This is a genomic window from Kitasatospora sp. NPDC059577 (assembly GCF_042735475.1).
GTDB lineage: Bacteria > Actinomycetota > Actinomycetes > Streptomycetales > Streptomycetaceae > Kitasatospora.
The window spans coordinates 1-13889 of the sequence record NZ_JBHWBZ010000051.1; the positions used below are offsets into that span (position 1 = coordinate 1).

A 13889-nucleotide genomic window follows, 5' to 3' on the forward strand; every position below is an offset into this window, starting at 1 on the left:
GGCGCCCCCCCCCCCCCCCCCCGCGCCCCCCCCCCCCCCCCGCCCCCCCGGGACCCCCCCCCCCCCCCCCCCCCCCCCCCGCCCCGCCCGGCCCGGTCGACCCCGGCCGGTCAGGCCCGGCCCGTCAACCCCGGCCCGTCAGGCCCGCCGGGATCCGGCCGGCTCCGCCGGGTGCGGCCGCCGCCCGGCGGCGGCACCGGCCGGGACGACCGGTCGGGCCCGGCCGAGCAGGACGGCGACCAGCACGGCGGTGACGGCGAGCGCGGCCGCCCCGCACAGCACGGCGAGGTGGATGCCGTCGATGAACGCCCCGTCCACGGCGTCCCGGACGGGGCCGGGCAGGGCCGCCGTTCCCGGTCCGCCCCCGTGCAGCGCGCCGGTGGGCGCGTCCGCGACCGGGCCGACCACGTCCGGCGGGACGCCGAGCCGGTCCAGGGCGGCCGTCAGGGAACCGGTCAGCCGGTCGGTCAGCACGGCGCCCAGCACGGCGATCCCGAGCACGCCGCCGAGTTCGCGCAGCGTGTTGACGGCGGCCGAGGCCATCCCGGTTCGTTCCGGGGGGACCCGCATCATCACGGCGATCGACACCGGGGTGAAGGTCAGCCCCATCCCGAGGCCCATCGCGAACAGCGTCCACAGGTATTCCGGGTAGCGGGCGTGGTCGCCGTACAGCGCCAGCCCGCCGAGACCCGCCGCGCACAGCGCCAGGCCGAGCACCAGCGGCGGCCGCGGGCCGTGACGGGCGGTCAGCCGGCCGGACAGCGGCGCGGCGACCACCAGCATCGCGGTCATCGGCAGTCCGGCGTAGCCCGCGGCGGCCGGTGACCACCCGAGGGTGCCCTGCATCATCAGCGGCAGGAAGAACAGGGCGCCGAACATCCCGAAGCTGACCATGAACCCGCTGAGCAGCGCACCGGCCAGTGCGCCGTCCCGGAACAGCCGCAGCTCCAGCATCGGCTCCGCGAGGCGCAGTTCGAGCACCAGGAAGGCGAGCAGCAGAACGGCGGCCGCCGCGCCGCCGCCGAGCACCCGGGCGTCCGTCCAGCCCCAGGACGGACCCTCGACCAGGGCGTGGACCAGCAGGGTCAGCCCGGTGGCGGACAGTGCGAGGCCACCGAGGTCGATGCGGCGCGGGCGCGGCGGGATGTCCGGCAGGACGCGGGCGGCGAGCAGCAGCCCGACGGCCCCGATCGGCACGTTGATCCAGAACACGCTGGCCCAGCCGAGGTGCTCGACCATCGGGCCGCCGACCACGGGGCCCACCGAGAGGCCGAGCGCGGAGACCCCGGACCACGTGGCGACGGCGCCGGCCCGCTCGCGCTCGTCGGTGAAGACGTGCCGCAGCAGGGCGAGACTGCCGGGGGTGAGCAGGGCCGCCCCGACGCCCTGCAGCATCCGGGCGCCGACCAGCACCCCGATCGTCCCGGCGAGGGCGGCGACGGCGGAGCCCGCCGTGAACAGGGCGAGACCGAGCCGGAACACCCGGGTACGGCCGTAGCGGTCGCCGAGCGTGCCGCCGGTCAGCAGGAGGGCGGCGTAGACGAGGCTGTAGCCCTCGGCGATCCACTGCAGGCCGCTGATCCCTGCGTGCAGGTCCTGCCCGATCCGGGGCAGGGCGTTGTTGACGATGACGTTGTCCAGCATGGACATGAACATGGTGACGCAGAGCGTGAGCAGCGCGAGCCGCCGTCGGCGGGCACTCGACCCGTCCATGGATCCCCTCCCGGAGATGAGCATCTAACACTGTTAGGGATTGGTTCGGCAGCCACAGAGTGCCCCTAACGGTGTTAGATTGCAAGCGGGAATTTCCACGACAGCGCTGGAGGCGTCCGCACAGCCATGCCGGAGAACGACACGACCACGCCGGGGAACGGAACAGCGGGGGCCGGAAACGGGACGGCCGGACCGGGGGGCGGGACCGCCGGACCGGGAAAGGCGGCCGCTGGGCCCGGAAAGCCGGCCCAGGCCCCCGCCCTGACCAGGGACGCCCTCGCCCGGGCGGCCCTCCGGGTCCTGGAACGGGACGGCCTGGCCGGACTGTCGATGCGCAAGGTCGCCACCGAGGTCGGCGTCAAGGCGGCCTCGCTGTACTGGCACGTCCGCAACAAGGAAGAGCTGCTCGACCTGCTCAACGACGCGATCATGGCGTCGGCCGAACCCCCGCCGCGCGAGGGCGACTGGCGGGTACAGCTGCGCGGCTACTGCTGGCGCTACCGCAGCCTCCTGCACGACAACCGCGACGCCGCGAAGGTCGTCGCCGGCCGCCTCGCCCCGGGCCCCCACCTGTTCGGACTGCTGGAGGACCAACTGGACCGGCTGCGGGAGGCCGGCTTCTCCGACGCCCACGCCGCCCTGACCACCTACCTGCTGAGCTCCTTCGTGCAGGGCTTCGTCCTCCAGGAGCAGTCACCCCTGTCGGCCGCCGAGGCCGACGGCGCCAGTCGGCTGGAGGTCGTCGGCGAGGTCCGCGACCGCTTCCGCGCCCTGCCCGTCGAGACCTTCCCCAACCTGGTCGAGCTCGCCGCCGACCTCACCGAACCCGATCTCGACGTCCGCTTCGAGTTCTGCGTGGAGCGCATCCTCGACGGGCTCGCCACGCTGCTCCCGCCGGAGCGGCGCTGATCCGGCGGCTCGACAGGCCGTACGGCGGCGCCCGGCCCCGGGGTAGGCTCACCGGGCACCCCCGTCCGTACGACCACGGAGGAGTCACCGATGCCCGCCACCTACCCCCTCTACGAGCCGTACGCCCAGGGCCTGTTGGACGTCGGTGACGGGCAACGGATGTATTGGAACGCCTCCGGGAACCCGGCGGGCACCCCGGCCGCGGTGGTGCACGGCGGGCCCGGATCCGGCCACAGCCCGGGCTCCCGGCGGTACTTCGACCCGGAGCGCTACCGCGTCGTCCAGTTCGACCAGCGCGGCTGCGGGCAGAGCCTCCCGCACGCCGCCGACCCGTCGACCCGGATGGAGCACAACACCACCGCGCACCTGATCGCCGACATGGAGCGGCTGCGCGAACACCTCGGCATCGACAAGTGGCTGCTGTACGGCGGCTCGTGGGGCTCCACGCTGATCCTCGCGTACGCGCAGGCACACCCGGAGCGGGTCTCCGGGATCGTGATCTGCGGGGTCACCATGACCGACGCCGACGAACTCGACTGGCTCTACCGGGGCGTCGGCCGACTGATCCCCGGACCTTGGGAGGACTTCCGGGACTTCCTGCCGGCCGCCGACCGGGACGGCGACCTCCTCACCGCCTACAGCCGGCTGCTCGACGACTCCGACGAGACGGTCCGACGGGCCGCCGCCAACGCCTGGGCCACCTGGGAGGACGCGGTCATCGCGCACGAGGCCCTGGGCAAGCCGAACGCCTACAGCGACCGACCCTCCGACGCCCTCATGGCCTTCACCCGGATCACCGCACACTACTTCTCCCACCGGGCCTTCCTGACTGACGGTCAACTGCTCCGCGACGCCGGGCTGTTGGCCGGGATCCCGGCCGAGCTCATCCACGGGCGGCTGGACCTCGGCGCCCCCCTCGGCATCCCCTGGAAGCTGGCCAAGGCCTGGCCGGACGCCCGACTGACGGTCATCGACGAATCCGGGCACACCGGGAGCCCGCGGATGACGGAGGCGGTCCTGGCCGCGATCGAGCGGTTCGCCTGACCATCCGGGACCGGCCGGGGCGAAGCGCGAGAGGCGAAGCGCGAGTCGGGGGCGGCGTGGACGTCGGGGGCGCCGGTACCGGCCTAGAGGTCCCGGCCATCCGTCACCCCTGGCCCATTCCGATGAACCCCTACGATACGACGCATGATCGCCTACGCCCCGGCCGCGCTGTTCTTCCTGTTGTTCGGAATCGGGGTACTGCGCGACCGCCGTCAGTTCAGCAACGCCGTCCTCCTCGGCATCGCCGTCTCACTCCTCCTGCTGGCTCTGCTCGCCGGACTCCGCAAGGCCCCCACTCTCGTGGTGGAGGTCGTCGCGGTGGCGATCATCCTGCTGCCGGCCCTCGGCACGGTGGCCCTGATCTGGTTCCTGATCTCCAACGGCATCACCATGATCCGCAAGGAGGGCACCCGGCCCGCCAACCTGCTGTCCCTGCTCGCCGGATCGGGCATGCTCGGCGTGATCGGGCTGCTGCTCGCCGCCCTCGTCACCGGCTCCAAGTCGCTGGCCGTGCTGGCGGGCACCGCCGTCCTGGTCGTCCTCTACGTCTCGTTCCTGTTCGTCTGCTTCGTCGGCTACGCCTTCCTCTACAGCCGCCACCGACCGCGCCGGAACGTCGACTTCGTGGTCGTGCTCGGCTCCGGGCTGATCGGCGGCGAACGCGTCCCGCCGCTGCTGGCCAGCCGACTGGAGCGGGGCCGCCAGGCGTACGAGAAGCAGGCCGCACGCGGCAACCCCCCGGTGCTGATCACCTCAGGCGGTCAGGGGCCGGACGAGAAGCTGCCGGAGTCCCACGCGATGGCCGACTACCTGGCCGAACGCGGCTTCCCTGCCGGGCAGCTGGAGCGGGAGGACCGCTCGCGCACCACCGAGGAGAACCTGCTCTTCAGCAAGGCCATCATGGAGCGGGCCAAGCCCGACTACCGCTGCGTCGTGGTCACCAACGACTTCCACGCCTTCCGGGCGGCGCTGCTCGCCCGCAAGACCGGAGTGAACGGGCACGTCCTCGGCTCGCCCACCGCGCGGTACTACTGGCCGAGCGCGACCATCCGCGAGTTCGCGGCGGTGTTCCTCTCGCACAAGCTCGTCAACTTCGGGATCTGCGGCCTCCTCGCGCTCTGCGGGGTGCTCGCGGCGCTCTGAGCGCCCCCGACGTCCGGGACCTTCCTCGGGCCTGGTCCCGGCAGCCTCGGCGGCCGGGACCAGGTCGTTCCGCCCGCTCGGGACGTCGACCCGTCAGGCCGCGGGCCGGGGCGCCAGGATCGCGCAGGTGGTGGTGGCGTGCGCGTAGAGCTTTCCGTTCTCCACACCGATCACTCTGGCCTCGGCGGTCGCCATCGTCCGGCCCAGGTGCAGCACCTCGGCCTCGCAGCGCACCGGCGCCGAGTCCGCGAACAACGGGCGCAGCATGTGCACGTTCAGCTGGGTGGTCGTGTAACCGAGGCCGGCCGACAGCCTGCTCAGCACGGCGCAGCCGAGCGCCGAGTCCAGCAGAGTGGCCAGGTAGCCGCCGTGCACGGTGTTCATCGGGTTGTGGAGGTGGTCGCCGAAGTGGCCCTCGAACACCGCCGTGCCCGGCTTCACCTCGGTGAGGTGGAAGCCCATGGTGCTGCAGATCGAGGGCTCCGGGATCCGCCCGGCGATCCACTCCAGCAGGATCTCCTCCCCGGTCAGGTGGGAGTACTCGGCGATCGGCGGACCGGCCGTCCAGGTGTGGGTCCGGGTGCGCAGTTCCCGGTCGGACGGGTGCTGCGGCTTCTGCTGCGGCTTCTGCTGCGGCTTCTGCTGCGGCTTCTGCTGCGGCTTGTCGGAGTCGATCTCTGAAGTCGTCATGGGATCAACCTGCCCGGTTCGGTGATCCGTCTCAAGTGCCTTCCGCGGTACGGCAGGGCAACCGCTGCCGGCCTCCCCGCCCCGGCTCCCCGCAACCTTCTCGACGGGCCGAACACTCGCCCCCACAATCACACCGCCTCGCTCGGCTCTTGTACGGCCCTTGTGCGGCCCTGAGGATGGTCGCCAGGGCGAGTCCTGCGGATCGGAACCGGGCCGGTGTCACCCGTTCGGAGCGGCGGGCGCAGAATGATCCCGTTGGTCCTGGTCAGGGTGTCGGCCCGTGGTGGTGTGTCGGAGGCATGGTGTTTCGCCGCTGGTGGTTCGTCAGACTGCTGACGGTTCCGCAGGAGCAGACCGATCGGCGTGGCCCGAGGCGTACGCGGGCCGAGCGGCAGCGCGCCGAGCGGGAGCGGCGGGAGCTGGTGCTGGGCGAGTGGGAGGTGCTCCGCGACCGGCTCGCACGGCTCGCCGCGCAGCGGGTGACCGCCGCGGGCGAACTCTTCCGGGCCGCCGAACTACGGCTTTCCGCCGAGGAGACCACCGGCTCCACGCAGTCCGCCGCACGCGCCGGGTACCTGTGGGCCCTGGAGACGTTCGAGGCCGCCGGGCGGCTGCTGGAGCAGGCCGAGGACCCCCACACCGACCTCCCCGGCCTCGCGGCCGCGGTCGTGCTGGCAGAACAGGCCGTCGAGCGGCTCGCCGCCGCCCACGCCCTGCTGGCGGGGCACCGCCCCGAGCAGCCGACCGTCCGCTGCTTCTACAACCCTTTGCACGGCCCGGCCCTCCCCGCCGCCACCGCCCCCCGGCCCGGGAAGAAGCAGCGCCAGCGCCCCACCCACGGTGCCCGGGAGGCCGCCGCGGACCGGCGTCCGGCCTGCCGGTCCTGCCGCAACGCCATCCTGGCGGGCCAGACCCCGGACGTGCTTCCGGCGTTGCTTCCCGCCGGGGCCACCGACCGGGGCAGCGGGCCGCACCTGGTGCCCTACTACACCGTGCCGCAGCAGTGGTCGGTCTGGTCCGCCACCGCCTGCGGAGCCTACGACCCCGATGCGCCCGCCCTCGTCCTGCGTGGTGATCACCACCGCCATCCGCCGCGCTGACGCCCTTCGGGCGAGCAGCGTTTCGCAGGGCGGCACGACAGATGGTCAGGAGGACACGGCCGAGCCCCCCTGGTCCTCCCGGAGCCCGGCGAACAGGTCGCTCTCGACCGCGCCGGCCGGGGCCGTCCCACCGGTCGCACCACCGGTAGCCCCACCGACCGCACCGGCAGCGACGGGTACCAGGCTCCGGGCCAGGTGGTAGTCCTCGGTCGGCCAGACCTCCCGCTCGATGTCCCGGGGGTGGGCCATGAACGCGGTTCCGGGTGCGACCTGGGTGGCGTGCGCCAGCATCGCCGCGTCCCGAACGGCGAAGTGCTCGGCGCACGCGATCCGGGTGGTGGTCGGCAGGGCTGGCGGCACATCGGGCCACTCGGCCAGCAGTTCGCCCATGGCCGACGGAACACCGCGCTCCGTCATGGCGTCGTGCAGGGTCTGGAACCAGGCCCGGGAGAGCGCCAGGTGGTAGTAGAGCTTGGACGCCTGCCAGGGCTCGCCCGTCCCCGGGTGGCGCGCCGGGTCGGCGGCGGCTTCGAAGGCGGCCACGGCGACCCGGTGGGTCATCACGTGGTCGGGGTGCGGGTACCCGCCGGTCTCGTCGTAGGTGATGACCACGTGCGGGCGGAACTCGCGGATCAGCGCGACCAGCGGCGCCGCCGCGACCTCGACCGGCTGTGCGGCGAAGCAGCCTTCCGGCAGCGGCTCGTCCGGCCCCGGCATGCCGGAGTCGACGAAGCCGAGGAACCGCTGACGCACCCCGAGGATCTCCCGGGCGGCCGTCATCTCCTCGCGCCGGATCCGGGCGATGTCGGCCCGGACCTCGGGACGGTCCAACGCCGGGTTGAGCACCGAACCTCGCTCACCGCCGGTACAGGTGGCGACCAGGACCTCCACTCCCTCGGTGGCGTACCGGACGAGCGTGGCCGCGCCCTTGCTGGACTCGTCGTCGGGGTGCGCGTGCACGCTGAGCAGGCGCAGGCCGCCGGGGTGCTTGGTGAACATGGGGGTCTCCGTGGGAGTCAATCGAAAGTCGGTCAAACGTCGGTCGAGAGTTCTGCCGTTCGCGGGACCGGCTGCGGAACAGCCGGTCGAGAAGCGCCGACGCCGAGCACCGCCGGAGTCGCGCACCGCCGGTCGAGAGCCTCCGGTCGGAAGCCGCCGGGGCCGAGAGCCGCGGTCGAGAGCCGTTCGGCGGCCGGGCTAACGGCCGGGCTGACGGCCGCTCAGGTGGCCTCCTTGCGGGTGTTCGGATAGAGCCAGGCCGGCGCGATCGCCATCGCCGAGAGGGCCAGCACCCACCAGAATGTCTCCCCGAAGGCCGCGCCCGGCCGGTCCTGGTGACCGCTCTGCGCCTGCTGGAGGGCCAGGGTCAGCACCGCCGTGCCGAGCGCCCCGCCGACCCGGTTCAGGACGTTGACCGCACCGGCCGCCGCCGGCACCTGGGCCTTCTCGACGCTCCCGTACACCGCCGCCAGGCCGGGTATCGCGATGATCCCCATGCCCGCGCCGCGCAGCGCCAGCGAGCCGGCGATCAGCCAGGCGGCCGGTTCGGAACCGCTGCCCAGCCGGGTGAACGCGAGTGTGCCGGCCAGGGAGCAGGCGATGCCGATCATGATGAGCGGGCGCGGCGCGACGCGGTCCGTGATGCGGGCGGCCAGCATCGCGGTGACCGCCGTACCGAGGGCCTGCGGTGCCAGCAGCAGGCCGGCCTCCACCGCCCCGGCGTGCTTCACCTGCTGGTAGTAGAGCGGGACCAGGAACATCGAGCTGTAGAGCGCGGCCCCCTGCAGGAAGCTGTTCGCCGTCGCCACGCTGAAACCGCGCCGGGCGAACAGCCGTAGGTCGATCAGCGGCGCCCGGACCCCATCGCGCCCCACCCGCAGCGCGTACCAGCCGTAGGCCACCACCAGCACCGCGCCCGCCACCAGGGCGACCAAGCCGGCCGTTCCGCCGTCACCGACCGTCGAGAGCCCGTAGACCAGGCCGGTCAAGCCGGGTGAGAGCAGCGCCAGGCCCGTCACGTCCAGCCGGGGTTTCGGTGCGTCGGACGCCTCGTCGGAGGGCAGCCAACGGGCCGCCAGCAGCAGGGTCAGCAGGCCGACCGGCACGTTCAGCAGGAACATCCAGCGCCAGTCGAGGTGCTCCAGCACCAGCCCGCCGAGGATGGGCCCCAGGACCGGGGCCAGGCTGATCGGGAGCATCAGGGTGCCCATCACCCGCCCGATCCGGGACGGACCGGCCGCTTGTATGATGATGGTCTGGCCGAGCGGTTGAATCATCCCGCCGCCGATTCCCTGCAGCACTCGGAAGGCGATCAGACTGCCCGTCGACCAGGCCAGGCCGCACAGCGCCGATCCGAGGACGAACAGGACGACCGAGGCGAGCCACGCCCGCCGGGCCCCGAAGCGGCCCGCGGCCCAGCCGGAGAGCGGCATGGTCAGCGAGATCGCCAGCAGGTACCCCGTGGCCACCCACTGCACCGCCGCGATCGAGCTGTGCAGGTCGCGGCCGACGGAGTCGATGCCGACGTTGACGATCGTCGTGTCCAGCAGTGCCAGGACCGGACCCAGCGCGAGCACCGCGCCCATCTTCCACAGGCCCGGCGGAATCGGCTCCGACTGCTCGCCCTCCCCCCGGACTCCCCCTCGCCGGCCCTCCGCCGTGACTGGTGTGCTCATGCGCCCCTCCCCTGAGACGTGCCTCGGTCGAGTCGCCCCCGTGCCATCCGGCGGCCACCCCGGCGACCTCCTCGGCCGCCCGAGAAGAACTTAGGACGGACCCAGTCTCTGGGTCAAGCCTAATTACTGTGCTCGACCCAGCGAGCTGCGCTAGGCTCCCGCCATGACCGAGACCGGGACACCGCCGAACCTCCGCGAGCTCAACAAGCGCCGCACCCGCGAGGCGATCTCGCACGCCGCCACCAGGCTCTTCATCGAGCAGGGCTTCGACCGGACGACGATCGCCGAGGTCGCGGCCGCCGCAGGCGTCGCCAAGATGACCGTCACCAACCACTTCCCGCGCAAGGAGGACCTCTTCTTCGACCTGCACGAGGAGCTCGTCGACCGGCTCGCCCGGGTCGTCGCCGAGCGCGTGCCGGGCGAGTCCGCCCTCGCCGCGCTGCGTCGCGACTGCCTGGCCAGACTCGACCGGCACGACCCCCGGCTCGGCTTCTCCGGCCCCGCCTTCGCCCGTACGGTCTTCGACAGCCCGGCCCTGGTCGCCCGGCTGCGCGAGGTGCACGAGCAGAGCGAGACCGCGCTCGCCGAGGCGCTCGCCGAGGCCGTGCACGAGAGACCCGTCGGCTTCGAGAGCCGGGTCGCCGCCGCACTGCTCGCCGCCGTCGACCGGGCGGTGTTCGGCGAGGTTCTGCGCCGCACCCTGGCCGGCGAGGAGCAGGCCGCGATCGCCGCCGCGGTCCGCCCGTCCGCCGTCCACGCCTACGGCCGACTGGAGGGCGCACTGGGTGGCTTCGCCGTGCGCGAGGCCCGGCAGTGAGCCCAGCGGTGAGCCTGACACCCTGGGCCCGGCGATGAACCGACGGTGAGCCTGACCCTGGGCCCGGCGATGAACCGACGGTGAGCCCGGCGCCCAGCACCGGACAGGGGCCGAGCGGCTCACCCGACCCGGAGCACCCTTGACGAAAAGTTGACCTGCTCACGGCAGAAGGTTGACGATCACCGCCTCTATCGTCGGCCCATGCCCTCACAGCCCATCAGGCCCACCACGCTGCCGGTCCTGCCGTACCGCAAGCCCACCCGGGGCCGGGACTACTGGGTCCTGAACGACGTCCTGTCCGACCCGGACGCCGTCCGCGAGCGCTGCCTGGCCCGCGGCGAGTGGACCGAGGGCTACCCGCACCGCCCCGAGACCTGGCCCGGCCTGCGCACCATGCCGGGCCTGGAGCCCGACGAGCTGACCCGGGTCGAGGCCTTGGTCCGCAAGGCCACCGGCGCCTCCCGGCTCTGGGTGCAGAGCACCCCGGGCGGTGGCACGCTCAATCACAACTGCGTCCAGGTCGTCGGCGCCGGAGAGTCCGAGTCCCGCCCGCACACCGACTCCCGCGCGCTCTGCCGCTACGCCGCCGTGCTCTACCTCAGCCCCGGCGCGCCCAAGGACGCCGGCACCAGCTTCTACCGCCAGCAGTTCCCCGGCGGCCGCCTCGGCGGCAATCTGGTCGACGCCCCGCACACCAACCTGGTCGAGGCGCTCGGCACCCGCCGCGTGCCCGCCGACCACTTCGTCGAGGACGTCCGCGTCCCCAACCGCTACAACCAACTGCTGCTCTACCACGCCAATCTGATCCACAGCGCCACCACGTACTACGGCGACGAACTGGCGGACCGCCGGATGACGGCGGTGTTCTTCTGGATGGCCTGACCCCGTCGGACGGCCCGACGCCGGCCGACGGTCCCTCATCGTCGGCCGGCCCCTCACCGACCGACAGCCCGACGCCGAGCGACGGCCCGACGCCCTGACATTCCGGCTCGGGCGGCCCCGACGTGCGCCGGTCCCGCCCGCGTCAGCGCCGCCGCCAGCCGGGCCAGATCCTCCGCCCCGACCAGCCCCGCCAGGCCCGCCGGACTCCCCGGCAGCCCGAGCGCCCGGGCCCGCGCCAGCACCCGCTCGTCGAAGTACGGCCGCAGCGACGGCCAGACCGCCTGCGCTTCGCGCCGGAAGATCCCGGCCCCGACCGGCCCGATCCGGGGGAACTCCCGCAGCAGCCCGCCGATCCGTTCGGGCTCGCCGTCGGCCTCCTCCCGCAGCCGCCGCAGATCGCCGTTCCAGCGGTCGAGCAGCAGTTCGGCGCCCCGGACCAGTGCGGTGGCGGTGCTCTCGTCGTAGCGCACGTAGTGGGCCCGGCCGAGTGCCGCGACGAGCGTGCCACGCCGGGCGCCGGCCATCGCGCGCGGTGTCCGCAGATCGGCGGCCGACAGCTCACGGGCCGCCGCGGTGGCGGTGCCGGCGCTGATTCGGGCCGAGCAGAGGACCGTCAGCACGAGCAGCCGGTAGAGCGGTGAGGGCTCGTCGCGCAGCGTGATCCCGGCCTCCTCCGCATAGGTGCGGCCGAACCGGTCCAACAGCTCGGAAACGGTCGTGCCCACGGCCATCACCTCCTGCCTCCACGCTTGCCCCGATTCGGGCCCGGCGCACCGGGGGACGCTTCGCCGCATGGACCAGGACACCGCGGCCCACGACCGCACACACCGGCCGACCGCCCCGCCGACCGCCCCGGGGCCCGAGACCGGCCACCCCGGCCACCCCGGCCCGCCCTCCGCGCCACCCACCGAGGCGCCCACCGAGGCGATCCGCCCCGACTGGGCCGCCATCGACGAGTTGCCCACCGTCGACCTGCTCCGCCTGATGAACGCCGAGGACCGCACTGTCCCGGCGGCCGTCGCCGCCCAGGTGGAGCGGATCGCCGCCGTGGTCGACGCGGTGGCAGGCCGGCTGGCGGGTGGCGGGCGGCTGGTCTACGCCGGGGCGGGCACGGCCGGCCGCCTCGGGGTGCTGGACGCGGCCGAGTGCCCACCGACCTTCGGCACCGATCCGGCACTCGTCGTGGCCCTGATCGCGGGCGGCCGGACGGCCGTGACGGAGGCCGTCGAGGGCGCCGAGGACCGCCCCGAACTCGCCGGGGCCGACGTGGCCGCACTGGCCCTCACACCCGCCGACACCCTGGTCGGGGTCTCGGCCTCCGGCCGCACCCCGTACGCGGTGGCGGCGGTGCGGGCCGCCCGGGCCACCGGCGCGCTGACCGTCGCTCTGGCCTGCAACCCCGGTTCGGCACTGGCGGCCGCCGCCGACCTGGCCGTCGAGGTGGAGGTGGGCCCCGAGGTGCTGGCCGGCTCGACCCGGCTCAAGGCGGGCACGGCGCAGAAGCTGGTGCTCAACATGCTGTCGACGGCGGTGATGGTCCGCCTCGGCCGGACGTACGGAAACCTGATGGTCGACGTCCGGGCCACCAACGCCAAGCTACGCGAGCGCGCCCGGCGGATCGTCGCCGAGGCCACCGGCGCCGACGAGGCGGCCGTCCGCCGCGCCCTCACCGCGACCGGCGGACGGGCCAAGGACGCGGTCCTGCTCCTGCTCGCCGATGTGGACGCCCCGACCGCCTCCCGACTCCTCACGGCCGCCGACGGCCGGCTGCGCGAGGCCCTGCGGGCCGCCCGGACCGGCTGATCCGGACCGGTCCGCCTCCTCCCCCGTCTCCCCCGCCTCCCCCCGGTCTCAGTCGCGCTTCCCCTTCGCGTGGTGTCGCCGGTTCTGCGGTGCCGTCAGCCCCGCGACCAGCCTCCGCGCGGCCGCACGTCCGTCGGGGCGCGGTGCCGGCACCCGCGGGCCCGCGAGGTCACGGCCGGTGAGCGTCCCGGCGCCGACGGCGGACCAGTCCGTGCGGCTCACCACCGCGACATGGCCCTCCCGGTGCGCCTTCGAGTCCTTCCAGTCATCGGGAGGGGCCATCAGGACCCGCACGTCCCGGTCGTCCAGCCATTCGACCCCGAGGACCTGTCGGCCACGGTCGTGCTCGATCAGCGAGCGCACGGTGCCGGTCTCCAGGTCCACGAGCAGGAGCTCGCCCTCGAAGAAGTAGCCGCCGTCGTAGTCGCCCGTCCCCACGGCGAGCAGCGGGCGCGTCGGATGGAAGGCCATCGCGTGCACGGGGTACCCGGAACGCAGCAGCCGGCGGCGCCTGGCCCGATCGGTGACGTGGAAGACGCCGACCGTCCTCGCCTCGTCGTATTCGTCCGCGCCGGCCACCGCGAGCAGGCCGCGGCGCTTGTCGGCGACGGCCAGCACGGGATCGCCGAGCTCGGAGAAGGGGTGGTCGCCGCCGCGGTCGACGGGAATCCGGGTCACACCGATGATCTTCGCAGGATCGCCGGAGCCGCGGATGTCCGCACCGGCCCCGGACGCACCCGCCCCGGACGCACCCGCCCCGGACGCACCGGCCCCGGAGGCACCCGCACGGACCGGACGTCCGCGGCCGAGCGGACGGCCAAGCCGTCGCCGATGCCGATGCCGGTGCCGGTGCCGGTGCAACACCAGGGACCGCCCCCGTACCCCGCGAGCGGAACGGCCGGGCGGTGCCGGCGCATCACGACGGAACACCCCTGCGGGTGATGTCGCCGGAACGGCCGCGCCCGACCCGGGCGGGAGCAGCGGACCCGAACGGGCCGACGCCACACGGCGGTCGGGCACCACGGGCGGACGGTCGGCGCCGGGCACACCGTGCGACCCGCGCCGGCCGCACCGACCCGCGGGACCGGCGGGCAGGCAGAATCCGACCGGTCG

The 13889-nt window shown here is 73.9% G+C and carries 13 protein-coding genes; 7 read left to right on the plus strand and 6 right to left on the minus strand.

What is annotated here, in order from left to right:
• Positions 1 to 138: 138 nt before the first annotated feature.
• Positions 139 to 1713 carry an MFS transporter gene (locus tag ACFV0O_RS30320; RefSeq protein WP_380346871.1) on the minus strand — a complete coding sequence of 525 codons (1575 nt, stop codon included), beginning with the start codon at positions 1711 to 1713 and terminating at the stop codon, positions 139 to 141.
• 126 nt (positions 1714 to 1839) lie between these two features.
• On the opposite strand from ACFV0O_RS30320, the gene ACFV0O_RS30325 reads away from it, so the two are divergent.
• The 3 genes from ACFV0O_RS30325 to ACFV0O_RS30335 all read left to right on the plus strand — a co-directional run bounded on the left by ACFV0O_RS30325 (position 1840) and on the right by ACFV0O_RS30335 (position 4809).
• The gene (locus tag ACFV0O_RS30325) at positions 1840 to 2622 is read left to right on the plus strand and encodes a TetR/AcrR family transcriptional regulator (RefSeq protein ID WP_380346873.1); all 783 of its coding nucleotides are present in this window, start codon (positions 1840 to 1842) and stop codon (positions 2620 to 2622) included.
• A gap of 90 nt (positions 2623 to 2712) precedes the next feature.
• Positions 2713 to 3666, plus strand: coding sequence for a prolyl aminopeptidase (gene pip, locus ACFV0O_RS30330; RefSeq protein WP_380346875.1), 954 nt, complete (start codon positions 2713 to 2715; stop codon positions 3664 to 3666).
• Between the two features lie 144 nt (positions 3667 to 3810).
• On the plus strand, positions 3811 to 4809 hold the full coding sequence (locus ACFV0O_RS30335; protein WP_360255549.1) for a YdcF family protein: 999 nt from the start codon (positions 3811 to 3813) through the stop codon (positions 4807 to 4809).
• 93 nt (positions 4810 to 4902) lie between these two features.
• Here ACFV0O_RS30335 and ACFV0O_RS30340 read toward each other — a convergent pair whose 3' ends face one another.
• Positions 4903 to 5499, minus strand: a complete 597-nt coding sequence (locus ACFV0O_RS30340; protein WP_380346876.1) for a PaaI family thioesterase — start codon at positions 5497 to 5499, stop codon at positions 4903 to 4905.
• Between the two features lie 299 nt (positions 5500 to 5798).
• On the opposite strand from ACFV0O_RS30340, the gene ACFV0O_RS30345 reads away from it, so the two are divergent.
• Positions 5799 to 6599, plus strand: a complete 801-nt coding sequence (locus tag ACFV0O_RS30345; RefSeq protein ID WP_380346878.1) for a hypothetical protein — start codon at positions 5799 to 5801, stop codon at positions 6597 to 6599.
• Between the two features lie 45 nt (positions 6600 to 6644).
• On the opposite strand, the gene mca is transcribed toward ACFV0O_RS30345, so the two are convergent.
• Both mca and ACFV0O_RS30355 read right to left on the minus strand, forming a co-directional pair.
• A complete protein-coding gene (gene mca, locus ACFV0O_RS30350) occupies positions 6645 to 7598 on the minus strand; it encodes a mycothiol conjugate amidase Mca (RefSeq protein ID WP_380346879.1) in 954 nt (317 codons plus the stop codon).
• A 221-nt stretch (positions 7599 to 7819) separates the two neighbouring features.
• Complete coding sequence (locus tag ACFV0O_RS30355) at positions 7820 to 9274, minus strand: MDR family MFS transporter (RefSeq protein ID WP_380346880.1); 1455 nt, start codon at positions 9272 to 9274, stop codon at positions 7820 to 7822.
• 163 nt (positions 9275 to 9437) lie between these two features.
• Here ACFV0O_RS30355 and ACFV0O_RS30360 point away from each other — a divergent pair, with 163 nt between their 5' ends.
• Together ACFV0O_RS30360 and ACFV0O_RS30365 are read left to right on the plus strand one after the other, a co-directional pair.
• The gene (locus tag ACFV0O_RS30360) at positions 9438 to 10091 is read left to right on the plus strand and encodes a TetR/AcrR family transcriptional regulator (RefSeq protein WP_380346882.1); all 654 of its coding nucleotides are present in this window, start codon (positions 9438 to 9440) and stop codon (positions 10089 to 10091) included.
• 201 nt (positions 10092 to 10292) lie between these two features.
• Positions 10293 to 10973 (plus strand): DUF6445 family protein, encoded by a 681-nt coding sequence (locus tag ACFV0O_RS30365; protein WP_360255563.1) that lies wholly within the window; start codon positions 10293 to 10295, stop codon positions 10971 to 10973.
• A gap of 53 nt (positions 10974 to 11026) precedes the next feature.
• Here the strand turns inward: ACFV0O_RS30365 and ACFV0O_RS30370 are convergent, their stop codons facing one another.
• Positions 11027 to 11704, minus strand: coding sequence for an endonuclease (locus ACFV0O_RS30370; RefSeq protein ID WP_380346884.1), 678 nt, complete (start codon positions 11702 to 11704; stop codon positions 11027 to 11029).
• Positions 11705 to 11765: 61 nt separating this feature from the next.
• Between ACFV0O_RS30370 and murQ the strand changes: the two genes are divergently transcribed.
• Positions 11766 to 12776 (plus strand): N-acetylmuramic acid 6-phosphate etherase, encoded by a 1011-nt coding sequence (gene murQ / locus ACFV0O_RS30375; protein WP_380346886.1) that lies wholly within the window; start codon positions 11766 to 11768, stop codon positions 12774 to 12776.
• 48 nt (positions 12777 to 12824) lie between these two features.
• Here the strand turns inward: murQ and ACFV0O_RS30380 are convergent, their stop codons facing one another.
• Entirely contained in the window at positions 12825 to 13454 is a 630-nt protein-coding gene (locus ACFV0O_RS30380) for a hypothetical protein (RefSeq protein ID WP_380346887.1), read from the minus strand.
• Positions 13455 to 13889 lie beyond the last annotated feature (435 nt).

Coding starts and splice junctions, on each gene's coding strand:
- ACFV0O_RS30320 (WP_380346871.1), bottom strand. CDS start 1,713: ATGGACGGGTCGAGTGCCCGCCGACGGCGGCTCGCGCTGCTCACGCTC.
- ACFV0O_RS30325 (WP_380346873.1), top strand. CDS start 1,840: ATGCCGGAGAACGACACGACCACGCCGGGGAACGGAACAGCGGGGGCC.
- pip (WP_380346875.1), top strand. CDS start 2,713: ATGCCCGCCACCTACCCCCTCTACGAGCCGTACGCCCAGGGCCTGTTG.
- ACFV0O_RS30335 (WP_360255549.1), top strand. CDS start 3,811: ATGATCGCCTACGCCCCGGCCGCGCTGTTCTTCCTGTTGTTCGGAATC.
- ACFV0O_RS30340 (WP_380346876.1), bottom strand. CDS start 5,499: ATGACGACTTCAGAGATCGACTCCGACAAGCCGCAGCAGAAGCCGCAG.
- ACFV0O_RS30345 (WP_380346878.1), top strand. CDS start 5,799: ATGGTGTTTCGCCGCTGGTGGTTCGTCAGACTGCTGACGGTTCCGCAG.
- mca (WP_380346879.1), bottom strand. CDS start 7,598: ATGTTCACCAAGCACCCCGGCGGCCTGCGCCTGCTCAGCGTGCACGCG.
- ACFV0O_RS30355 (WP_380346880.1), bottom strand. CDS start 9,274: ATGAGCACACCAGTCACGGCGGAGGGCCGGCGAGGGGGAGTCCGGGGG.
- ACFV0O_RS30360 (WP_380346882.1), top strand. CDS start 9,438: ATGACCGAGACCGGGACACCGCCGAACCTCCGCGAGCTCAACAAGCGC.
- ACFV0O_RS30365 (WP_360255563.1), top strand. CDS start 10,293: ATGCCCTCACAGCCCATCAGGCCCACCACGCTGCCGGTCCTGCCGTAC.
- ACFV0O_RS30370 (WP_380346884.1), bottom strand. CDS start 11,704: ATGGCCGTGGGCACGACCGTTTCCGAGCTGTTGGACCGGTTCGGCCGC.
- murQ (WP_380346886.1), top strand. CDS start 11,766: ATGGACCAGGACACCGCGGCCCACGACCGCACACACCGGCCGACCGCC.